Genomic DNA, 22478 nt, shown 5'->3' with positions numbered 1-22478 from the left:
TTGAAAACCAAAGGTTGCCTATTAGCGCGCTTATCAGTGGAAAAAACCACTCTAAACTGAATCCACATTCAACCCAGTGGAGGAACGGCAGCATGAAAATTCTTTTGATCGGCGCTAGCGGCACCATCGGTTCGGCAATCGACAAGGAACTGTCCCAACGCCACGACATCGTGCGCATCGGCCGCAACAGCGGTGATTTTCAGGTGGATATCAGCGACAGTGCCTCGATTCGCAAACTGTTCGAGCAAACCGGCAAGTTCGATGCGCTGATCAGCGCCGCCGGTAACGTGACCTTCGCCCCATTGGCCGAAATGACGGAAGACAGCTTCGCCCTGGGTTTGAAAGACAAGCTGATGGGCCAGGTCAACCTACTACTGATCGGCCGCGAATTCGCCAATGACGGAGCATCGTTCACCTTCACCACCGGCGTACTCAGCCACGACCCGATCTACAGCGGCGCCTCGGCAGCGCTGGTCAACGGTGCGCTGGACAGCTTCGTCCGTGCCGCGGCCATCGAGCTGCCGCGCGGCCTGCGGGTCAACTCGATCAGCCCGAACGTACTGGTCGAAGCCATGGGCAAATACGCTCCGTACTTCCGCGGCTTCAAACCGGTTCCGGCGGCCGATGTGGCATTGGCTTACGCCAAAAGCGTTGAAGGCTTGCAGACAGGTCAGACCTTTCACGTGGGATGAAAAGACTCGGCATGCGGCGCCGCAGGTTGTGATGAACGGTCAGTCTGAGTAACGTGGCGACACTTGTCAGGAGACCCTAAGATGCGTGTTGCCCGTTCCCTAGTCCTTGTTGCCCTGCTCCCCCTGTTCGCTGCTTGTCAGTTGTTCGACGCCTCGCGTGAAAGCGCCTCCCACGTGGGGCAGACCCGCATGCAGGGTCAGTTGAGCGCAACCGACGGCAAGCTGTTGTTCCAGCCATGCGGCGATCAGCATCGTTATGTGGTCAACGACACGGGTGGCACCAGCATCCTGCAACAGGCCGCGAGCCTGGCCGATGCCCAGGGCAAACTGTTTGCCGATGTGCGCGGGCGGATTCTTTCCGGCTCCGGCGAAGGGCAGCTCGACCTTGAGCAGCTGTACCGCGTCGAGCGCTCGGGCAATGCCTGCAGCGATCCCGATTTCAAGCTGCTTATCCTTCGCGCCAGCGGCCATGCTCCCGAGTGGAGCGTCAGAGTCAGCGGCAAAGGCATGATCATCGACCGCGCTGGCCAGCCACCCTTGGCCGTGCCCTATGTCGAAGAACAACTGGGCGATGGCCGCTTCAATCTCGGCACCGAAGCCAACAATCAGCACATCGAACTGTGGGTCGCGCCGCAACGCTGCGTTGACAGCAGCACCGGCAGCATCCAGCACATGAATGCCGAACTGCGTATCAACGGCCAGGTGCAACGCGGGTGCGGGTATTTTGGCGGTTCGCGCGACGACTGATCGTTTAAGCCTCACGGACCGGGTCTTTGGGGCTTATAATCACCGGTTTCAAACGCCCTGGCGCAGTTGTGCGCCCCGCGAACCGGATCCCGTCATGTTACGAATCACTGAACTCAAGCTGCCGATCGACCATCCCGAAGAAGACCTGCGCCCTGCCATCGTGCAGCGCCTGGGCATCGCCAGCGATGATCTGCTCGACTTCACCTTGTTCAAGCGCAGCTACGATGCGCGCAAAAAATCCTCCGAACTGTGCTTCATCTACACCATCGACCTCAACGTTCGCGATGAGGCCGCGGTGCTGCACAAGTTCGCCGATGACCGTAACGTCAACGTGGCACCGGATGTCAGCTACAAAATGGTCGGCCAGGCGCCGGCCGATCTGAGCGCGCGTCCGGTTGTCGTGGGCTTCGGGCCGTGCGGGATTTTCGCCGGGCTGCTGCTGGCGCAGATGGGTTTCAAGCCGATCATCCTCGAACGCGGCACCGAGGTGCGCCAGCGCACCAAGGACACCTGGGGCCTGTGGCGCAAGAGTGTGCTCAACCCCGAGTCGAACGTGCAGTTCGGCGAAGGCGGCGCGGGGACATTCTCCGACGGCAAGCTCTACAGCCAGATCAAGGATCCGAAATTCATCGGCCGCAAGGTCCTGCACGAGTTCGTCAAGGCCGGTGCGCCGGAAGAAATCCTCTACGTCAGCAAACCGCATATCGGTACGTTCCGTCTGACCGGCGTTGTGGAAAACATGCGTGAGCAGATTCGCGCCCTCGGCGGTGAAGTGCGCTTCCAGCAGCGGGTCACCGACGTGCTGATCGAAGACGGGCAACTGGTCGGCGTCGAACTCAACGGCGGCGAGCAGATCCACTCGAAACACGTGATTCTGGCCCTCGGCCACAGTGCCCGGGATACCTTCCGCATGCTGCACGGCCGTGGCGTATTCATGGAGGCCAAGCCGTTCTCGGTGGGTTTCCGTATCGAGCACCCGCAGTCGCTGATCGACCGCGCGCGCCTGGGCAAATATGCCGGCCACCCGAAATTGGGGGCCGCTGATTACAAACTGGTGCACCACGCCAAGAACGGTCGTTCGGTCTACAGCTTCTGCATGTGTCCGGGCGGCACTGTAGTGGCGGCGACGTCCGAGCCGAACCGCGTGGTCACCAACGGCATGAGCCAGTACTCGCGTAACGAACGTAACGCCAACTCCGGAATCGTCGTCGGGATTACCCCTGAAGTCGACTATCCGGGCGGCCCGCTGGCCGGCATCGAGTTGCAGGAACGTCTGGAATCCCACGCGTTTGTGTTGGGCGGCAGCAACTACGAAGCACCGGCGCAACTGGTCGGCGACTTTATCGCCGGCAAGCCTTCTACCGAGTTGGGCAGCGTTGAACCGTCCTACAAACCAGGCGTTGCGCTGGGTGACCTGGCACTGGCCTTGCCGGCCTTCGCCATTGAAGCGATTCGCGAAGCGCTGCCAGCATTCGAGAAGCAGATTCGCGGTTACTCACTGCACGATGCCGTGTTGACCGGGATCGAGACCCGCACCTCGTCGCCACTGCGGATCACCCGCAACGAATCGATGCAGAGTCTTAACGTGAAGGGCTTGTTCCCGGCCGGTGAAGGCGCGGGTTATGCGGGGGGATTTTGTCGGCGGGTGTCGATGGGATTCGCATTGCAGAAGCCGTTGCCCGAGACATCCTCGGCCTAGAGGCCTGATGCGCACCACCTGAAACAACGCAGCCTCCCTGTAGGAGCGAGGCTCGCCCGCGAAGAACGATAACGCGGTCTTTCAGACAGACCGCGTCAACTTCTTCGCGGGCAAGCCTCGCTCCTACAGAGGCGGTATCTGTTCTAGATATTGGCGCGCAACACGCTGGCCGGCAGCGCTACGCCCTGTTCGACACTCGCCGCCACCACCGCCATCAACCCGCTCAACTCATACCCCTCGGCCTTGAGCCATTTCTGGTCGTAGTAAGTCGTGGCATAGCGCTCGCCGCTGTCGCACAAGATCGCCACGATCGAGCCCGTCTCCCCCGCTGCTGCCATTTGCTGCGCCGCCATCAGTGCGCCGATCAGGTTGGTCCCGCTCGACCCACCAACATGCCGCCCCAAACGCTCAGCCAGGTAATGCATGGCCGCCAGCGACAACGCGTCCGGCACCTTGACCATTGCGTCGATTACCTTGGGCAGGAACGACGCTTCCACCCGTGGCCGACCAATGCCTTCGATTCGCGAACCGTGATCCAGGCGCAGGCTGGCATCGCCGGTCTGGTAGTAATCGAAAAACACCGAACGCTCGGCATCGGCACACAGTACGCGAGTGCAATACTGGCGATAGCGCACGTAACGCCCCAGAGTGGCCGTGGTGCCGCCGGTGCCTGGGCTGGAGATCAGCCAGCTTGGCTCCGGATGCTTTTCGAAACGCATCTGCTGGAAGATCGATTCGGCAATGTTGTTGTTCGCCCGCCAGTCGGTGGCGCGCTCGGCGTAGGTGAACTGGTCGATGTAGTGCCCGTCATGCTCCCGCGCCAGGCGCTCGGATTCGGCGTAAATCTGCGTCGGATCGTCAACCAGATGAGTCTGGCCACCGTAGAAAGCGATCTGCGCAATTTTCTCCTTGGAGGTGCTGGCCGGCACCACAGCAATGAACGGCACCCCAGTAAACGGGCGAAATACGCTTCGGAAATCGCCGTCGAACCGCTGGATGCTTCGATCACTGGCGCACCGGGTTTGAGCCAGCCGTTACACAACGCATACAGAAACAAAGAACGGGCCAAGCGATGCTTGAGGCTGCCGGTGGGATGGCTGGACTCGTCCTTGAAGTACAACTCGATGCCTGGGAAACCCGGCAGCGGCAAGGGGATCAGGTGGGTGTCGGCGCTACGCTGGAAGTCAGCTTCGATGATCCGGATGGCTTCGCGGGCCCACTGTCGGTTGTCGCTCATGGTGATGATCTCGTTGAATCGGGCAGGTGTCGGCCTTTTTGCAAGGCTCAGCCATCAAGCTTAGGAAAAATCCTACATCGCGCACAGGTACAGCTGGGGTCCAATACGCTTGGCAACTGCTAGGCTCAGGTCCGTACGGAAAATGGGCCTGTAACGGCATATAACAAAAAGAATATAACTTTTGTTTTATCGACTAAGGGGACAGGTTAGGGTGTCCCACCTTTTAATTCATCGATGGAGAGCGACTTTGCCTCTGCGTAGCACTTTCACGCGTTTCTTTCAGTTGGAAGCTGCCAGCGGTCTGTTATTGATCGCCGCGGCCATTCTGGCTTTGATCATCAATAATTCCTCGCTGTCGTGGCTGTACAACGGCCTGCTGGACACGCCGGTCGTGGCCCAGATCGGCGCTCTAAAATCGCCAAGCCGCTGTTGCTGTGGATCAACGACGGCCTGATGGCCCTGTTTTTCCTTCTGATCGGCCTGGAAGTGAAGCGCGAAGTCCTCGACGGACAACTGTCCAAACCCTCGCAAATCGTCCTGCCCGGTGCGGCCGCCATTGGTGGCATGGTGGTGCCGGCGCTGATCTACTGGTTCCTCAACCGTGACAACCCGCCAGCCCTTGGCGGCTGGGCAATCCCGACTGCCACCGACATCGCCTTCGCCCTTGGCGTACTGGCGCTGCTGGGCAAACGGGTTCCGGTGTCGTTGAAGCTGTTCCTGATGACCCTGGCGATCATCGACGACCTCGGCGCGATCATCATCATTGCGATCTTCTATTCCGGTGCGCTGTCGACCCTGTCCCTGGCGTTGGCCGCAGCGTGTATCGCGGCGCTGATCGGCATGAACCGGTTCGGTGTAGTCAAACTCGGGCCGTACATGATCATCGGCTTGATCCTCTGGGTCTGCGTACTCAAGAGCGGTGTGCACGCCACACTGGCGGGCGTGACCCTGGCCTTCTGCATTCCCCTGCGCACGAAAAACGCCGAACCGTCGCCACTGCTGACTCTGGAACACGCCCTGCATCCATGGGTGGCCTACGGCATCCTGCCGTTGTTTGCTTTCGCCAACGCCGGCCTTTCCCTGAGCGGCGTTACTGCCGAAAGTTTCACCCACCATGTGCCGATGGGCATCGCGGTGGGCCTGCTGCTGGGCAAGACCGTCGGCGTGTTCGGCCTGACCTGGCTGGCGGTGAAAACGGGCATCGCCGCTCTGCCCCAAGGCGCCAACTGGGGCCAGGTGCTGGGCGTGGCGATCCTCTGCGGCATCGGTTTCACCATGAGCCTGTTCGTCGGTTCCCTGGCCTTCGTACCGGGCGCCAGCGAATACGCCGGAATGGACCGGATGGGTATATTGACCGGTTCGATACTGGCGGCATTGATCGGTTATGCGGTGACGGCGGCAGCAAGTCGCAAGAACACTGCCCTGCCATCCTGAGCATCAGAGAAACTCTCAGGGTCTTTAGCGACCCATCCTACAGCCACAAATCGTCCCGTTCGTTAACGTCGCGCAGCTCTTTCAAAGGGCTGCCGATGGACGAACACGAAAGGACAATCAGTGGCTGACTTCACGGACACTCAGACAAAACTGAAAGCTACAGACACAAAAAACCCCGACCAGTCACCTGATCGGGGTTTCTTTTACCCGTGTTCTCGCTTAGTGCGAAACGCGGCTAGTCCCATCAACCGTGGCAATGCGCACGCGCTCGCCAACGCGGAACACTTCGTTCTGCTGAACCTGCTGCACGTAGGCGCGCATGCTGCCGTCGTCTTCGCGTACGGTGATTTCCACGCCCTGGGTACGGGTCAGGCCTTCTTCGGCCGCCGAGCCTACCAGGCCGCCGGCGACTGCGCCGATGACCGCTGCGACGATGCTGCCTTTACCGCCACCGATGGCGCTACCGCCGACACCACCGACAACAGCACCTGCGGCGCCGCCGATCGGGGTTTTGGTGCCTTCGATTTTCACCGGACGCAATGCTTCGATAGTGCCCATGCGAACGGTCTGCACGCGACGCGCCTCGTCACGGGAGTAGGAGTCACCGGTCAGGCTCGATTGGCAGCCGGTGAGCAACATCGCCATCGTGGAAAAGGAAGCAACCAGCAGAACAGACTTACGCATAGCATCAACTCCAAAGGACAGGTAATCATTAAACTCCGCAGCTTGACGCCTGTCACGGCATCGCCCGGATAAAATTGGTTTGATTCAGGCCAAGTACAGGCACCTTCACGAATTCATCACACGGTAGCGGCAAATTCCGCGATTTGCGCTGCTGGCATAGGAATTACATGGATTACTTTATCATTGTCGTCACTACTGTTGCCGGCCTGTATTTCCACTGGTGGCTGTACGTGAGGATCAAACGCTGGATGGACCGAGATCTGGCGTTAGCGCTGGCGGGCAGCGACGAACGTAAAAAAGCGTTCATGCTCCAGCAACTGGCAAATGCTCAAGCGCAGAAGATCAAGCGTCGAGACCTGCCGCAATGGCTGGAAGCCGCTGCAGCAGGCTATCCCGAGCGGTAGACGGCTCAGGGTGCCAGACGTTCAAGAATCCAGTTGGCGCCCTGTGAGCGATAGTTGAGGCGATCGTGCAGGCGGCTCGAACGACCCTGCCAGAACTCGATGCGCTCCGGTAGCAAACGATAACCACCCCAATGTTCCGGACAGTGAGGCTGGCTGTCGCTGAAACGCTGCTCGGTATTCTTGAGCAACGCTTCCAACTCGCTACGATCGGCAATCACCCGGCTTTGCGGCGAAGCCCAGGCACCGAGTCGGCTGCCCAGCGGGCGAACCTGGAAGTAAGCGTCGGATTCTTCAGGCGTGACCTTTACCACCCGACCTTCGATGCGCACCTGGCGCTCCAGGGTCGGCCAGAAAAAGGTCATGGCCGCGAACGGGTTCGCAACCAGGTGCTGGCCTTTGGCACTGTCGTAGTTGGTGAAGAAGGTAAAGCCCTGCTCGTCGAGCCCCTTGAGCAGCAGGATGCGGCAATGCGGTCGACCGTCCTGATCGACAGTGGCCAAGGTCATGGCGTTTGCTTCCACCGGTGCCTGCTCGGTTTTCACCGCATCGGCGAACCATTGGTGGAACAGCGCGAACGGCTCGACCGGGGCTTGCGCCTCAGTCAGGCCGTCACGGGTGTAATCGCGGCGCATATCAGCCAGGGCCTTGGTCATGGCGCATTCCTTTTGGTTAACGAATCACTTCTTTGTGGTATCGGTGGCGACGTTCTTGTCATCCGCGGCGGCCTTGGCGGGTGCTGTCTTTTTCGCCGGGGTTGCAGTCTTGGCCGGTGCCTTCTTGGCTGGGGCCTTGGCGGCTTTCTTCGCTGGTGCTTTTTTCGCCACTGGTGCAGCCGCTTTCTTCGCATCGGCTGGCGCTGGAGTCACAGGCTTGGCAACCGGCTTGACGTCCTGGGCAGCGACCACGCGCACAGGCGCCGGGGCCGGCATGTTGTACTTACTCAACAAGGCGATCATGGTGTTTTGCGGAGTCACCAGCAGTTCGACGCGACGGTTCAATGCGCGCCCTTCAACGCTGTCGTTGGCGGCACGCGGGGCTTCACCACCCATACCGCGCAGCATCAGACGATCACGCTGCAGGCCGCTGAGACGGAAGATCGCCGCCACGGCTTGTGCACGCTCCTGGCTCAACTTCACGTTGGCCGGTGCGGCGCCCGCGGTATCGCTATGGCCGAGCACCAGCACGGCAGTTGCAGGGTCGGCTTCGAGGATTTTCGCCACACGGGTGAACGGGCCGAGGGTTACTGGCAGCAGCATCGCCGGGCGGTCCGGATTGAACGAGCCTTCGACCGGCGCGATTACCACCAGCACGTTTTCGCGGCGTTCGAGTTGCAGGTTGCTGTCCTTGATCGCTGTGCGCAGACGCGGTTCGTAGTCATCGAGCCAGGCCTGAGTGACTTTCGGATCCGGCATCGGTACGGCTTTGGCAGTGCTTTGTTCTTTGCCGCCGAACGGCCACCACCACTTGCCGCCAGACTCGGCATCAGCCTTGGCCACCGGGGCGGTTGCCGCCGGCTTCAAGGGTGCCGGAGCTGGCTCTTTGGTGGCAACTTTGTCGGAGGAACCGAACGGCCACCAGCTGCCGCCGTCCGCATCACTTTTCGGATTCTGTGCGCAACCGGTAATAGCGAAACACAGTGCCAAGGCGAGGGTTGGTTTGGTTGACATTGGATATCCACAAAAATGAAGTCAAAAAAATCAGGCCGTTTCGGCCCATATAAACAAACGGTTTGAAACTGAAAAGGCTTCCGGGTTCCGGACCTGGGACCTTTGAGCGGGATTTACAGACAAGTGGCCAGTACCCGCACAAGCTTTTGTGCGCGCGGATCCATCAAGACGTACGGCCCCAGTGTATTTGTCACAAAACCGAAAGCCACATCGTGCTCCGGGTCAGCAAAACCGATGGAACCACCCGCACCCGGGTGCCCGAACGCTCGCGGGCCAAGGCCGAATGTGGCGTTGGGCACATCCGGCTGATCGAGCATGCACCCCAGGCCGAAACGGGTCCGGGTCAGCAAGGTCTTGTCCTCGCCGAGGCTATGTTCGCGGGTCAACTCGTCGAGCATTTCGCTTTCCAGCAGGCTGCCATCGAGCAAACCGGCGTAAAAACCGGCCAGGCTGCGGGCGTTGCCGTGACCATTGGCCGCCGGTTGCTGCATGCGCCGCCACTCCGGCTTGTTGGTGCTGGTCAGCACCGACGGCGGATTGGTGAAGGCACGGGTGGTCATGGCAGTCGGTTCACGCATGGTCACTTGCAGCAAGCGCTGGGCCGCGGCATCACCGACATTACCCTTGCCGCGGGCGATGTGCGCCACGCGATGGAACTCTTCATCGGCCAGGCCGACGTGAAAATCCAGCCCCAACGGCTTGGCCACCCTGGCCACAATGGATTCACCCGGCCCGCGACCGTCGGCCCGGCGTAGCAATTCGCCTATCAGCCAGCCATAGGTGATCGCCGCATAGCCGTGTCCTTCGCCCGGCGTCCACCAGGGTGCTTCGGCAGCCAAGGCGTCGACCATGGTTTGCCAGTCGTAAAGCGCTTCAGGCGCCAGCAACTCGCGCAACGCCGGTAAACCGGCCTGATGGCAAAGCAGTTGGCGCAGGGTTATGGATTCTTTTCCGGCCGCGGCGAACTCCGGCCAGTAGCGGGCAACCGGTGCATCCAGTTGCAACTTGCCTTCGGCCACCAGTTGCAGGGCGGTGACGGCGGTAAAGGTTTTGGTGCAGGAGAACAGGTTGGCGATGGTATCGCTGTGCCAGGCTTCGGCACCGTCCTTGTCAGCGGTGCCGGACCAAAGATCGAGCACGGTTTCACCGCCGATGCGGATGCACAACGCTGCGCCACGCTCCTGAGGATCGTCGAACAACGCCGCGAACGCTTCACGCACTGCCTCGAACTTAAGCTCGTAATGACCCTGAATCTGCACCCGCAACTCCCCGGATAAACGCTCTACAAAGTGGCCCGCATTGTTCCAGCCCTTGAGGGTTTTGGGAACAGGGGCGGGCCGGGTGGTAAATCACTCATGGAAGTGATCAGAAATTTGTAGCGCCTGTACGGACGCCTTCGCGGGCAAGCCTCGCTCCTACAAGAGCACCACCGAACCTGTAGGAGCGAGGCTTGCCCGCGAAGAACGATGACTCGGTTTCAGGACTTACTCATTGGCCATTACCCGAATGCCCACCCGCATGCCCGGCGCCCTTCCCCGGGCCCTTGCCTGCTTCAGCTTTGCGACCACCTTCGGCGTCGTGGCTGGCCTTACCGGCTTCGGCGCTAGCTTTCTGCGCTTCCTTGCCCAACTGATCGACCGCCGCAAGGTTGCTCTTGCGCACGCTGTCGACAAAACCCTGGAATGGCAGATCGGTAATGCCCACCAGACCGAAGTGACCGTTTTCGCCATCCAGCAGGCGCCCGGTCACGGGTTGGTCGAGGTATTGGAACCAGTGCACACCGACAATCGACGGTTCACTCAGCGCTTGTTTGAGGAAATTCGCGTAGGCCGGGCCACGATCTTCTTCCTTCGCCAGTTGCGTCACGCCGCCCCAGAACGGGCCGCGATCGGTCGAGCCGAAGTTGAACTCGGTGATCAGCACCGGTTTGTCGAGGCTATGCAGTTTGGTGAAGTCATAACCATCCTGGGGTTGCAGGGTGTACATGTTAAAGCTCAACACGTCGCAATACTGGGCGCAGGATTCAACGGCTTCCGGCGTGCTGATGGCAAAGCGGCCACCGAGCAACATCTGGTTGGGCGCGTGCCACTTGAGCGAGTCCGAAATGGTTTTGAAGTAGGTGTCGGCGAAGACCTTCTGGAAGTATTTGAAGTCGGCCTCGATTTCCGGGTGTTCAGCGCTTGGCAGCGGCGGTACGAAACCGGGGTCTTCGATCAACTCCCAGGCAGGCAGATCAATACCCCAGGCTTTCGACAATCCAGCCTGATTACGGTACTTGTCACGCAATTGCTTGAGGAACGCGCGTTTGGCCGGTACGTCGGTGGTCATTTTCAAGGTGCCGTAGGCCAGCGCGTAGCGGGCCTTCGGATCGTCGCCGGGGCCGGCCCAGGCCAGCTCGTTGTCGGCGAAGTAACCGATCAGCCATGGATCGTCGCGATGGTCGCGGGCGGCGATGGCCACGGCTCGCTCGGTGGCCATGGCGAAACGCGGGTCAAACGGATCGGGCATGCCACCCCACCAGTCGTTACCGGTGCTGATGCTGGTGTAATCGCCGACGATCGACAGCGGCAAGGTGTACGGCACGCGTGCAGCGTCATCCAGTGCTGGCGCGCTCCAGTTGCCGAGGGTGTTGAAACCCCAGGCTTGTAGGCGATCAAGGGTCTGGCTGGCCCAGCGCTTTTCGTCGAAAACCGCCTTGCAGGGTTCGGCCGGTACTGGCTCGGTCACCTTCGCCGCTGTTGCTTCCACGGCATCAGCCTTGGCGGCTTCGGCGACACCGGATTCGGCAGTCGAAGGCACAACCGGTTGCTCGGCAGCCTTCTCTGCCGTTGCCTCTACTGCCTCGGTCCTGGCCGCTGCGGCAACACCGGCCTTGGTATCGCTGCCCAGCGCACAAGGGTCTCCGTACAGACGCTGCAGATTGGCACCATAGAAATCGTACCAGCGCCCGGAATTGGAGCCCCTGCCCTGGTCGACACCGTTGCCGCCACGGTTGTCGCCTTCACCGAAGTGATTGGCCAGCGGATCATCAGTCTTGGGTAGGGACTCGAACATCCATTCACGACCGCCGATGTAGGTCTGGTTGACGTCTGCAGCGACGGTGTTGATTCCCAGCGAATAAAACGGATGCCCTTGCGGCGTTACCAGATACCAGCGGCCATCGCGTTTTTCGGTGCGGAAAAACCCGCTGGCCTTGAACGTCGCGCCTTGGGTCCAGCCACCGAACGTGTCCAGCGACGACTTCTTGCGCTCGGCCAGCCAGGTTTTCAGCTGTTGCTGCTCCTTGGCGGCGGCGGATTTCAATTGTTCATCGTTGCTGACTTTTTCCGGCCATTTGGCCCGGGTCGATTGCCCGTAGGCATCTACCAACCCGCCGTAAACGGCATGGGTCACGTCCTCGCTGTCCTGCACGCCGAATCGTTCCAGCAGAATGCTCTGGGCCACTTTCGGCTGATCCATCGACACGCTCACCGACACCACCTGGCCGCGGTCGAGCTCACCGGCGCTGCTGACCAGCAGGATGCGCTGACCATCAACTGTCATCGGCATTGGCGGTCCTGCCTTCATGCCCAGACTCAGCGGCGACGTCGGTTGCAGCGGCACCAGCAGGGTTTGCGCCGGGCCGGCCGGAAGATCGACACGGCTGACCAGCGTCTTGCCATCGTTGCTCTGGATCGTCACGTACAAGGTCACGGCCCAGTTCATGGCGCTCTGGATCCGCAGATTCATGAAGCCCGCTTGCGACCAGTCCCAGGCCCCGGTCTGCGGGGTCAGGCGCAGGGTCGGCCGGGCGACCGGGTTGAACGTCACTCGACGCAACACTTCCCCCTCAGGGGTTTGCTCGGCGTTGGATTGCGGCAGGCTCGCGTCCTGAGTCGCCACCTGGACCACGTCGGCGGGGCGCACAAAGTTGAACAGCGTCTGCTGGGCTGCGGGGGCGGCCAGCAAGGGCGTCGCGAACAACAGGGTAAAAACAGAAGGTAACGAACGGCGCAGCGAACGGCGAATCATGAGAACGAAATTCTCCCTAACGACCTCGATGGGCCAGTGAAAAAGCGATGACAGAGAGATAGACAACGCGGTGGGCAGATTTGCCCACCGGTGTATCAGGAAATTTCACGGCGGAAGGGAGGTAACGCATTGAGGATCGCCTTGCCATAGCGCTGGGTGACCAGGCGCCGGTCGAGCAAGGTGATGGTGCCGCGGTCTTCTTCGGTACGCAGCAAACGACCGCAGGCCTGGACCAGTTTCAGTGAGGCGTCCGGCACGGAGATTTCCATGAACGGATTGCCGCCCCGGGCTTCGATCCACTCGGCCAGCGCCGCTTCGACAGGATCATCAGGCACCGAGAACGGAATCTTGGCGATGACCACGTGCTCGCAATACGCACCGGGCAAGTCGACCCCTTCGGCGAAACTCGCCAGACCGAACAACACGCTCGAATCCCCGCCATCGACCCGCGCCTTGTGCTTGTTCAGGGTTTCCTGTTTCGACAGGTTGCCTTGAATGAACACTTGCTTGCGCCAGTCGCGGTCGAGGCCATCGAACACGTCCTGCATCTGTTTACGCGAAGAGAACAACACCAGCGTGCCCCGCGAGCCTTCGACCAGTCCGGGCAGATCGCGGATGATCGCTGCGGTATGCGCTGGCGCATCACGCGGGTCGGCGTTGAGGTTCGGCACCCGCAGCACACCGGCGTCGGCATGATGGAACGGGCTCGGCACCACGGCGGTGACGGCTTTTTTGGGCAGGCCGGCGCGCATGCGGAAGCGGTCAAACGTGCCGAGGGCGGTCAATGTCGCCGAGGTCACCAGACAGCCATACGCGACGTTCCACAGATTGCGCCGGAGCATTTCCGCCGCAAGGATCGGGCTGGCGTTGACCTCGATGTCGAACAACGAACCGCTTTCGGCCAAAGTCAGCCAGCGGGCCATGGGCGGGTTGTCTTCCGGGTCTTCGACGGTGAACGCGGTCCATAACTCCCAGTTGCCCGAACTCCGCGACAACAGACTGCCGAACAGCGGATACCACTCCTCGGCCTGATTGCTGGCGATACCGATGTTGACCTCGCCGTCCATACCTTCCTTGAGCAGGTCGGTCAGACGGGTAAACAGGTCGGTCAGTCGGGAAAAGCCTTTCTTCAGTTCGATACCCATCTCGCGCATGTGCTCGGGGATCACACCGCCGACGAAACGGTGACGCGGCCGTTCGCGGCCCTCGACGTCTTCACCGGGTTTGAAATCGGCGATCTGCTCACAAGCAGTAAACATGAACTGCTGCTGGGTCTTGATCTCCCGCGCCAGCTCCGGCACCTGCTCGATCATCTTGCCCAGATCCCCCGGCAGCGGGTGCTGGGCCAGCAGTTTGGTTAGATTCTTGGCGGTGGTTTCCAGCCAGTCGGCGGTGGAGCGCAGGCGCGTGTAATGAGCAAAGTGGCCGATGGCCTTGTCTGGCAGGTGATGGCCTTCGTCGAATACGTAGATGGTATCGCGCGGGTCCGGCAGCACGGCACCGCCGCCCAGGGCCAGGTCGGCCAGCACCATGTCGTGGTTGGTGACGATCACATCGACCTTGCCCATGCCTTCGCGGGCCTTGTAGAAGGCGCACTGGCCAAAGTTCGGGCAATGACGGTTGGTGCACTGGCTGTGATCAGTGGTCAGACGCGCCCAGTCGGCGTCTTCCAGGGCGGTGGACCAGCTGTCGCGGTCGCCGTCCCACTTATTGCCGGCCAATTTCTCAATCATGCTGGTAAACAGCTTCTGGCTGGCCTCATCGACCTCGATCTTGAAGCCCTCTTCTTCGAACAGTTGCGCCGTGGCGGTTTGCGCGTGGCCTTCCTGGAGCAACATATCGAGCTTGGACAGGCACATGTAGCGCCCTCGCCCCTTGGCCAGGGCGAAGCTGAAATTCAGCCCGCTGTTGCGCATCAGGTCGGGCAAATCCTTGTAGACGATCTGTTCTTGCAGAGCGACGGTAGCCGTGGCGATCACCAGGCGTTTGCCGGCAGCCTTCGCGGTCGGGATTGCCGCCAGGCTATAGGCCACGGTCTTGCCAGTACCGGTGCCGGCTTCCACCGCGACAATCGCGGGGTCGCCACTGCGCCGGCCTTCATCGTCGGTGTCGATGTCACCGAGGACCTTGGCAATTTCGGCGATCATCAGGCGTTGGCCGTAGCGCGGCTTGAGGCTCTTGGCTTCAAGAAAACGCGAATAGGCGCCCTGAATCGTGGTTTTGAGTTCAGTACTGATCATGGATTGTCGGGCGCAAAAACGCTGGATAAATTTTCAGTGGTTCGGTTCGGCCGCTATCATACCCCGCTAATTAATCCCGCGCAGAACGGAGTACCTCAATGACCGCTTTTAGCCTTGTTTATAGCCTGCATGTCCTCGCCGCTCTGGTGTGGGTGGGCGGCATGTTTTTCGCCTGGATGGTCTTGCGCCCCGCGGCGTTCAAGGCGCTGGAAGGTCCCCCCGGCTGAAGCTGTGGCTAGAAGTGTTTCAAGGTTTTTTCCGCTGGGTATGGGGGGCCGTGGTGCTTTTGCCCGTCAGCGGTGTGGTCATGCTGAACCTCCACTTCACCGGTTTTGAACACGCGCCGCGTTATGTGGAGGTGATGATGGGGTTGTATGTGGTGATGACTGCGCTGTTTATCCGGATTCAGGCGTTGATGCTGCCGGAGTTGCGCATTGCGGTGGATGCGCAGGATTGGCCGGCGGGGGCTGCGGTGTTGGCGCGGATTCGCAGGGTGGTGGGGATCAATTTGATTGTCGGGTTGGTGGTGGTAGTGATCGCCTCGGCTCGGCCGATGCTCTAAAAGCTTCGCGGGCAAGCCTCGCTCCTACGGATCCTCTGTCGTTCACGGTATACGCGAACGACTCGGGAGTGTCAGATATTTGTGTGCGGGCCGGTAACGGCCTGCCGTCAGGCAAGCCCTCATTTCACCAGTTTGACCTGGTAAATCGATCTCCATAAAGAATCGCAAATTGATTCATGGCTGTCTTCCAGTCGTGCGCCGCGCTGCCCCAATTGGCAGTGATGTTTTGCAGTGCCAGCCAAATCAGCTTTGTTGCCGCATCGTCAGTCGGGAAGTGGCCTCTTGTCTTGATGATCTTGCGCAGCTGAGCATTGATGCTCTCGATGGCATTGGTGGTGTAGATCACTTTTCTGATGCCAGGCGGGAAGACGAAAAACGGGATGACTCGATCCCAGGCGCGTCTCCAAGCGGCTACGACTGTGGGGTACTGCTTGCCCCAAGGCCCGGTTTCGAATGCGTCCAGCGCTTGCTCGGCAGCTTCTACATTAAGCGCTTGGTAAATCGGCTTGAGGGCTTTGGCCAATTCACGGCGCTTGTCCCAGGCGGCGTAATCAAGACTGTTGCGGATCAGATGCACAATGCAGGTCTGCAAGGTCGCTGTCGGATACACCGCGCTCAAGGCTTCTGGCATGCCTTTGAGGCCATCGGTCACCGCGATTAGCACATCTTCGACGCCTCGGGTTTTGAGGTCGTTGAAGACCTTCATCCAGAACTTGGCCCCCTCAGTGTTCTCAATCCAAATGCCCAAGATATCTCGGGTGCCGTCTGGCAGTACCCCTAACGCCAGGTAAATGGCCTTGTTGCGAACCAGCCCTTCCTCACGGATTTTGACCCGCAGAGCATCGAAGAAAATCACCGGATACATCGGCTCAAGTGGGCGTTGCTGCCAGGCAGCAACTTCCTCTAAGACCGCGTCGGTGACCGAGCTGATGAAATCATGGGAAACGTCAGTCCCGTACTGCTCCGAAAGGAATGCCCGGATCTCGCGAACGGTCATGCCACGGGCGTACATGGCAATGATCTTGTCATCGAAACCCGTAAAACGACGCTCGTGTTTGGGAATCAGGATCGGCGCAAAGCTGCCGTCGCGATCCCTCGGGATGTCCAGCCGCAGCGGGCCATCGTCGGTCAACACGGTCTTGCCGCTTGTGCCGTTGCGCTGGTTACTCGTCTCTTCAGGGCGCTGTGCGCCCTGAAGATAGCCAAGGTGGTGACCCAGTTCGGCGCCAAGGGCTCGTTCAATCAGCGCCTTTTTGAACGCCATCGCGGCGTCCTGAATCGCCTCGGCGCTCATTGGACCTTTGACGAACTGATCAATCAGCTCCTTCGGGATCGAAGGAAGCTCGGGTTTGGCCTCCGAGGCCGTTTTCTTCTTGGTCGGCATACATGCTCCTTTTCAACATGTTATGCCCGAACACAAAATTTCTGACAGTCTCAACGACTCGAAAACGGTAGGAGCGAGGCTTGCCCGCGAAGACATTCGATCAGGCGACACACCATTCAGATAATGCTTACAACCGCTGCACCGTCACCGAACCCGCCGCTCCCGCAGACCCCGCTTGCCCGTCGGCACCAGGTTTGCCGCTCTTGCCGCCATCGGCTTTATAGATAATGCAGCCCTTGGCCTTACCGCCCGCTCCCGGCTTGCCGCCAGGCCCGGCCAGGCCACCGGCCCCGCCGGCCACCTGAACCTTGATCTGTTCTGCCGGGTAGTCGCGCGGCACTGCCAACTTGACCAACGCCCCCGGCGCCCCTGGTTGACCGTCAGTGCCGTCGCTGCCATCGGCACCGCGACCCGCCTGTCCCCACGTGCAGCCCGGCGCCTGACCATTGGCCCCGTCGAGGCCGACAAACCCCGGGGCACCTGCGCCACCGCGGGCGTCCACCAGCAATTTCGGCGCGTTCAGAGCCTTGATCTGCAAATTCAGATTACGCCCGGAACGGGCGGCCTTCTGGTAAGTGCCTGGTGCACCGCGAGCAGTGATCTGGCTACCCTCGGACAACTGGGCACGGATGACCTTCAGTTCCAGCGCCTGCTCACCCGGCACGATCGCAATCCGCGCATCACGCCCCAGGCGCAGCTCTCCGACTGTAACTTCAGTCACGTTCGATGGAATCAGCAAGGTGCCGTAGTCGGCCACTTCCAGGCGTTCCAGTTGTAGGGTGCTGGCGGTATTGGGCAGGCGCATCAATGAGTTGGTTTCGACGCTCACCACCTGGGCGCAGGCCAATGGGCTGATGAATACGGCGAGCAGGCAGAGTTTACGCATGGGAGGCCTTCGGTGCGGTGGGAGCAGGAATGGTTTGCAGGTGAAAAACGCCGAAAATAACGATCTTCAGGCGATCACGCCAGGGATGCACGCGACCTCTGAGGCTGCGATAGCACAACAGCGCTTCAAGAAGATGCAGGCCCGCCAACAGGCTGCCGGCCAGGTTGACCAGCAGGTGCAGCGGATAGATGAACGGCGTGAGCAGATTGACCAGCACCACCAACCAGAACAGCAGGGTCAACAGCTTCCCCAGCCCCCATAGCACCTTCATACGCCCCCCGCTGAGAATTATTCTTTGCGCGCACAGTAACGGCTTCCAAGCGGGATAAGCCAGAGGGCAAACGAAAATTCTTCATGTAGGCCGCCGAATGGCCGTCGCAGTGAAGAAAATCCTCACTCGACGGCTCTACTGCGCGGCTCAGCGATTTATGTGCAGCTCCACGCGACGGTTTTTCGTACGGCCTTCTTCTGTTTCATTATCGGCCACCGGCTGGCTTTCTCCTTTGCCTTCGCTGGTGAGCTTGCCCGGCGCCACGCCCTGGCTCAACAGGTACTGCGCAACGCTGCTGGCACGTCGCTCCGACAGCGCCTGATTGTAGGCATCGGCCCCGACGCTGTCGGTATGCCCGACCACCTTGATGCTCACCACACTGGCGTCCAGCAGTTTTTCCATGATCGAATCGAGCTGGCTCTGCGCAGCTGGTGTCAGGTCGGATTGATTGAAGCCAAAAAACACGTCATTGCTCAACGTGATGATTTCAGGCTGTGCGGGCTCCGCAGGTTTCACGCTGGCCGGATATTGCGGCAGCGGGCAACCGTGATGTTCCACAGGGGTATTGGCCGGGGTGTCAGGGCAGCGATCACGTCGGTCGAAAACGCCATCGCCGTCTTCGTCACCGTCTTGGGCGTAACAGATCAAACCACCGGTCAAGATCCCGAGCGCCGCTCCACCGGCCGCCCAACCGCCACTTTCCAGAGCGCCCAGGCCTCCGCCGACCAGTCCGCCAATGACGCTGCAGATCGGCCAGGTACGTTGATTGAGGGGGGCAGTGCCATCACTGTGAGTAGCGCAACCGGTCAACAGGCTGCCAAGCAGCAGAACCGGCAAGACGGTCCGTGTGAGATTGGTCATTTTTAAAGCTCCTGTGTCACCGGCCAATGCCGGTTACACAGGAGTAAAGACGCGCATCCGCGACTGCACAAGGCACAGATGCGAGGGGCGCTAGCGCTGGATTTTGATCTCCGTGCGACGGTTTTGCGCGCGACCGTCAGCTGTTTTGTTGTCGGCAACCGGCTGGCTTTCACCCGCACCAGTGACAGACACGAAGTTACTGCGTGGCACGCCTTGCTGGATGAGGTACTCAACCACCGAGTGAGCGCGTTTATCCGACAGTTTCTGGTTGTAGGTATCGCTGCCCACGCTGTCGGTATGACCGGTTACGCTCATCCGGGCAGTAGGGGCTTCCGCTTTCAAACGAGTGGCAATCTTATCGAGCACCTGTTTGTCAGACGCAGTGAGTGTTGCTTTGTCGAATTGGAAGTGAACATCGCGGATGACGATGGTTTCTTCCTTGACCACCACGGCTTCCTCAACCACAGGAGCAGGTGCTTGTGGTGGGCAACCGTCGGCATCGACCCTCACGCCTCGAGGCGTGCCCGGGCACTTGTCGCGGCTATCAGGCACACCATCGCCGTCTTCGTCGCCATCACCGTGAACCCAGCAATAGGCCGCCGCCGTACCACCGACAAGCAGCGCACCATACCCTGCCCAGGACGAACTTTCGGTTGCACCGATGCCCGCACCCACGACACCACCGACCGCCGCACAGGTCGGCCAGTCGGTTTTCTGCAACCCTGCGCAACCAGTCAACACACTGGTTAGCAGAACCAGGGGTAACGCTGTCCGAACTATGCTCATCTAGTTTTCTCCTGAAGGATCGGCTTAGAACCGATTCAGGTAGTAAAGACCGGAGTTTTAGTCTCCGCCAGCAATAGGCCATTGCTGTTTTGTCCTGTATTCACGGGAGATCGTCACTTTTGCGGCAAACCCGCTCTAGGATCGAACTTGCGGGCAGGCTAGTCTTGGCAGATCTGAGTGAGGATCTTCAATGATTGCAGGTATTTCTTCGCGCACGCCGCAACAGGCGCTAGCCGCTTTGCTGGACCTTTACGCCCCTTCGCGCCTGTTGCTGATTGGCGCCAGCGAGTTCCCCGCGCTTGAAGCATTCAAGCTCGCGCACCCGGACAGCAGTGTTGCGCACGCAGCACCGGGGCCGTTGCCTGCCGAACTGGCGGCACGAAGGTTTGATCTGGCGCTGGTGGTCGATTGCCTCGAACACTTGCCCAAGCGCGACGGCCTGAATTTGCTGGGTGGCATCCGCAACCTCAACGCCAGCCGCATTGCGGTTCTGGCCGATTTGCCGGCCAGCGGCTGGCAGGAGACGGACTTTTTCTCCCTGGCCCTCCAAGCCAGTGAACGCTTCCAGCGCGACGACCAGGTGCTGACGCTGTTCACCTATGATCTGCTTGACTACAAACAGGTGCCCGACTGGCTCAACTCGCGGTTCTGGGCCAATCCGGAAAATTTCGGGAAATACTGGTGGTAACGCAATGAGTACATCTATTTGCCCTTGCGGTAGCGGCACCCTGCTCGATGCCTGCTGCGGTCATTACCATGCGGGCCACCCGGCCCCTTGCGCCGATGCCTTGATGCGTTCGCGCTACAGCGCTTACGTGCTCGGCCTGATCGATTATTTGGTAGCGACCACCCTCCCCGCCCAGCAGGCCGGCCTCGATCGGCAATCGATCAGTGACTGGAGCGCCCAAAGCACCTGGTTGGGTCTTGAAGTGGAAAGCTCCGAAGTCCTCGGCGGACAACCGGAGCACGCCTTCGTTACCTTCACTGCGCGCTGGCATGACGGCAGCGGCGAACACAGTCACCGCGAGCGCTCCTCGTTCGTGCAGACCGCGGGCCGCTGGTATTTCATCGACCCCACCGTTCAACTCGACATCGGGCGTAACGATGCCTGCCCTTGCGCCAGCGGGCAGAAATTCAAGAAGTGCTGTTCGGGGTATTTCGGCAGTTGAGGCAAGATCAAAAGACCACAGCCTTCGGCAGCTCCTGCTTTTGTCATCTGTAGGAGCTGCCGAAGGCTGCGATCTTTTATAGCTAGACTGGGGTTCAGGGAGAACCATGACCATGATTAACCGGCGACTCACGCTCTATCTGCTCACGCTGACCCTTTGTCTGGGGCTCGGCGGTTGTGCGTCCTGGTTCAGCAGCGATGAACCGGACCCGGAGGTCCATCTGGTCAGGGTTGAAGTCGTGCGGGCCAAGCTGTTGGAGCAGCGGTTTGTGCTGCACTTTCGCATCGACAACCGCAACGACAGCGACCTGACCGTGCGCGGTCTGGAGTACCGAATTCACTTGGGAGGCATCTTGCTGGCCGAAGGCGAGCATGAGCACTGGATTACTGTCAGCCCCAAGGGCAGCCGCTTTTACAAGGTGCCGATCCGCACCAACCTGTGGCCCAAGGTCAAAGACCTGGTCAAACAGCTTAAAAACCCGGGGCGGGGCATTCCCTATCGTCTGGAAGGAGAGATGGAAACTGGTTTATTCATCGCTCACTACGTGCACCTGGCGCGTAATGGCGTAATAATCCCCGCCGATCTAATTCCGGAGTAACCCCGATGACCCAGCAACCCCATGTCCATGGCCCTGACTGCAACCACGATCATGACCACCATGATCACGACCATGGTCATGTCCACGGCCCGAACTGCGGCCACGCCCACCAGGAACCGGTGCGCAACGCCCTGAAAGATGTCGGCCGCAACGACCCTTGCCCATGCGGCAACGGCAAGAAATTCAAGAAGTGCCACGGCGCTTGATGCTTCGGGTGGAGATCTTCTTCGCCCGTTGAATCGCTTTCGCGAGCAAGCCCGCTCCCACATTGGTTTTGTGAACGACTCAAAACCCTGTAGGAGCGAGGCTTGCCCGCGAAGAACGATGACACGGTATTCCTGGTTGACCGAGTAGCCTTCTTCGCGGGCAAGCCTCGCTCCTACAAGGTTTCAAGCAGTCGCCAGAATCTGCGCGGCACTGACCACCGTCGCATATTCGCCATGCAAATTCCCCAGCGACATTCCATGCACCTCCTCGGCTGAACGGGCATTTCCAAAGAAATCAGCCTTGTCGAAGGTAAAGCACGCATCCTCTACAACCCACGTATCAAAGCCCAGGTTACCCGCCGTTCGCGCCGTGGACTCCACCGAGTTGTGGGTTGCCACGCCGACGATAATCAGCTGCTCGATCCCCGCCTCGCGCAAATGTGCCTCCAGCGCCGTCGAACAAAATGCATCCGGCACCTGCTTCTGAATCAGTTGCTCGCCAGGCAATGGCCGAAAACGCGCCTGAAATTCCACCCCTGACTGCTGCGGCCAGAACACCGAATCCTCTGAACGGGACAGGTGCTGTACATGCACAATCGGCCGCCCGGTGCGGCGCCAATGTTCCAACAATTCAAGGATGCGCTCCTCGGCCTGCGGATTATTCCGGGGTCCGAGCCGGGGATGCAGAATGCCTTTCTGTTGATCGATGATGATCAGTGCTGCGTTTGTCTTGAGCTCCATGCCAGCGTTTCTCCACCACCATTGTTTGAAAGTCGAAAAGATCGCAGCCTTCGGCAGCTCCTACAAGATGTACGCCAATCTAATGTAGGAGCTGCCGAAGGCAGCGATCTTTTTGGATTCTCGGACAAATCCTGAAATAACCTCGTCCCCCGCTTGCGCAGCCCCCTCCTGCTCACTAACGTAGCGACTTTATTGCGCT

The 22478-nt window shown here is 60.1% G+C and carries 19 protein-coding genes and 4 pseudogenes; 10 read left to right on the top strand and 13 right to left on the bottom strand.

Going from position 1 to position 22478, the window contains the following annotated elements; translation table 11 throughout:
• The first annotated feature begins 92 nt into the window (after positions 1–92).
• The 3 genes and pseudogenes from CES87_RS20825 (at position 93) to CES87_RS20815 (ending at position 3146) form a co-directional block, all read left to right on the top strand.
• Complete coding sequence (locus CES87_RS20825; RefSeq protein WP_128607585.1) at positions 93–692, top strand: short chain dehydrogenase; 600 nt, start codon at positions 93–95, stop codon at positions 690–692.
• An 81-nt stretch (positions 693–773) separates the two neighbouring features.
• Entirely contained in the window at positions 774–1439 is a 666-nt protein-coding gene (locus CES87_RS20820) for a COG3650 family protein (protein WP_128607584.1), read from the top strand.
• Positions 1440–1533: 94 nt separating this feature from the next.
• Positions 1534–3146 (top strand): annotated as a pseudogene (locus CES87_RS20815) (NAD(P)/FAD-dependent oxidoreductase).
• A gap of 135 nt (positions 3147–3281) precedes the next feature.
• On the opposite strand, the pseudogene CES87_RS20805 reads toward CES87_RS20815, so the two are convergent.
• A pseudogene (locus CES87_RS20805) lies at positions 3282–4375 on the bottom strand (PLP-dependent cysteine synthase family protein).
• Between the two features lie 247 nt (positions 4376–4622).
• Between CES87_RS20805 and nhaA the strand changes: the two are divergent.
• Positions 4623–5809 (top strand): annotated as a pseudogene (nhaA, locus tag CES87_RS20800) (Na+/H+ antiporter NhaA).
• A gap of 219 nt (positions 5810–6028) precedes the next feature.
• On the opposite strand, the gene CES87_RS20795 reads toward nhaA, so the two are convergent.
• The gene (locus CES87_RS20795) at positions 6029–6493 is read right to left on the bottom strand and encodes a glycine zipper 2TM domain-containing protein (protein ID WP_128607583.1); all 465 of its coding nucleotides are present in this window, start codon (positions 6491–6493) and stop codon (positions 6029–6031) included.
• A 167-nt stretch (positions 6494–6660) separates the two neighbouring features.
• Here CES87_RS20795 and CES87_RS20790 point away from each other — a divergent pair, with 167 nt between their 5' ends.
• Positions 6661–6897, top strand: coding sequence for a hypothetical protein (locus CES87_RS20790; protein WP_128607582.1), 237 nt, complete (start codon positions 6661–6663; stop codon positions 6895–6897).
• 5 nt (positions 6898–6902) lie between these two features.
• Here the strand turns inward: CES87_RS20790 and pdxH are convergent, their stop codons facing one another.
• The 5 genes from pdxH to dinG all read right to left on the bottom strand — a co-directional run bounded on the left by pdxH (position 6903) and on the right by dinG (position 14815).
• Entirely contained in the window at positions 6903–7550 is a 648-nt protein-coding gene (pdxH, locus tag CES87_RS20785; protein WP_128607581.1) for a pyridoxamine 5'-phosphate oxidase, read from the bottom strand.
• Positions 7551–7574: 24 nt separating this feature from the next.
• Positions 7575–8564 (bottom strand): OmpA family protein, encoded by a 990-nt coding sequence (locus CES87_RS20780; RefSeq protein ID WP_128607580.1) that lies wholly within the window; start codon positions 8562–8564, stop codon positions 7575–7577.
• Positions 8565–8677: 113 nt separating this feature from the next.
• Positions 8678–9823, bottom strand: coding sequence for a serine hydrolase domain-containing protein (locus tag CES87_RS20775; protein ID WP_128607579.1), 1146 nt, complete (start codon positions 9821–9823; stop codon positions 8678–8680).
• Positions 9824–10052: 229 nt separating this feature from the next.
• Complete coding sequence (locus CES87_RS20770; protein WP_128607578.1) at positions 10053–12575, bottom strand: beta-galactosidase; 2523 nt, start codon at positions 12573–12575, stop codon at positions 10053–10055.
• A 95-nt stretch (positions 12576–12670) separates the two neighbouring features.
• Positions 12671–14815, bottom strand: a complete 2145-nt coding sequence (dinG, locus tag CES87_RS20765) for an ATP-dependent DNA helicase DinG (RefSeq protein ID WP_128607577.1) — start codon at positions 14813–14815, stop codon at positions 12671–12673.
• Between the two features lie 98 nt (positions 14816–14913).
• On the opposite strand from dinG, the pseudogene CES87_RS20760 reads away from it, so the two are divergent.
• Positions 14914–15377: pseudogene (locus CES87_RS20760) on the top strand (CopD family protein).
• A 124-nt stretch (positions 15378–15501) separates the two neighbouring features.
• On the opposite strand, the gene CES87_RS20755 reads toward CES87_RS20760, so the two are convergent.
• The 5 genes from CES87_RS20755 to CES87_RS20735 form a co-directional block, all read right to left on the bottom strand.
• Entirely contained in the window at positions 15502–16761 is a 1260-nt protein-coding gene (locus CES87_RS20755) for an IS256 family transposase (protein WP_128606128.1), read from the bottom strand.
• 127 nt (positions 16762–16888) lie between these two features.
• A complete protein-coding gene (locus tag CES87_RS20750) occupies positions 16889–17647 on the bottom strand; it encodes a collagen-like protein (RefSeq protein ID WP_128607576.1) in 759 nt (252 codons plus the stop codon).
• A complete protein-coding gene (locus CES87_RS20745; RefSeq protein WP_128607575.1) occupies positions 17640–17918 on the bottom strand; it encodes a DUF1145 domain-containing protein in 279 nt (92 codons plus the stop codon). Before CES87_RS20745 ends, CES87_RS20750 begins: the two co-directional genes overlap by 8 nt.
• 147 nt (positions 17919–18065) lie before the next feature.
• The gene (locus CES87_RS20740; RefSeq protein WP_128607574.1) at positions 18066–18779 is read right to left on the bottom strand and encodes an OmpA family protein; all 714 of its coding nucleotides are present in this window, start codon (positions 18777–18779) and stop codon (positions 18066–18068) included.
• A 90-nt stretch (positions 18780–18869) separates the two neighbouring features.
• On the bottom strand, positions 18870–19565 hold the full coding sequence (locus CES87_RS20735; RefSeq protein WP_128607573.1) for an OmpA family protein: 696 nt from the start codon (positions 19563–19565) through the stop codon (positions 18870–18872).
• A gap of 190 nt (positions 19566–19755) precedes the next feature.
• On the opposite strand from CES87_RS20735, the gene CES87_RS20730 reads away from it, so the two are divergent.
• The 4 genes from CES87_RS20730 (at position 19756) to CES87_RS20715 (ending at position 21538) form a co-directional block, all read left to right on the top strand.
• On the top strand, positions 19756–20253 hold the full coding sequence (locus tag CES87_RS20730) for a DUF6231 family protein (protein ID WP_128607572.1): 498 nt from the start codon (positions 19756–19758) through the stop codon (positions 20251–20253).
• A gap of 4 nt (positions 20254–20257) precedes the next feature.
• The gene (locus CES87_RS20725; protein WP_128607571.1) at positions 20258–20734 is read left to right on the top strand and encodes a YchJ family protein; all 477 of its coding nucleotides are present in this window, start codon (positions 20258–20260) and stop codon (positions 20732–20734) included.
• 112 nt (positions 20735–20846) lie between these two features.
• Positions 20847–21332: an LEA type 2 family protein gene (locus tag CES87_RS20720; protein ID WP_128607634.1), complete on the top strand. Its 486-nt coding sequence runs from the start codon at positions 20847–20849 to the stop codon at positions 21330–21332.
• Between the two features lie 5 nt (positions 21333–21337).
• Positions 21338–21538, top strand: coding sequence for an SEC-C metal-binding domain-containing protein (locus CES87_RS20715; RefSeq protein ID WP_034146774.1), 201 nt, complete (start codon positions 21338–21340; stop codon positions 21536–21538).
• A gap of 183 nt (positions 21539–21721) precedes the next feature.
• Here the strand turns inward: CES87_RS20715 and CES87_RS20710 are convergent, their stop codons facing one another.
• Positions 21722–22279 (bottom strand): cysteine hydrolase family protein, encoded by a 558-nt coding sequence (locus CES87_RS20710; protein WP_128607570.1) that lies wholly within the window; start codon positions 22277–22279, stop codon positions 21722–21724.
• Between the last annotated feature and the right edge of the window lie 199 nt (positions 22280–22478).

The organism is Pseudomonas sp. ERMR1:02 (genome assembly GCF_002277815.1).
Taxonomy (GTDB): Bacteria; Pseudomonadota; Gammaproteobacteria; order Pseudomonadales; family Pseudomonadaceae; genus Aquipseudomonas.
This window is presented reverse-complemented; position numbering and strand designations above follow the sequence as displayed.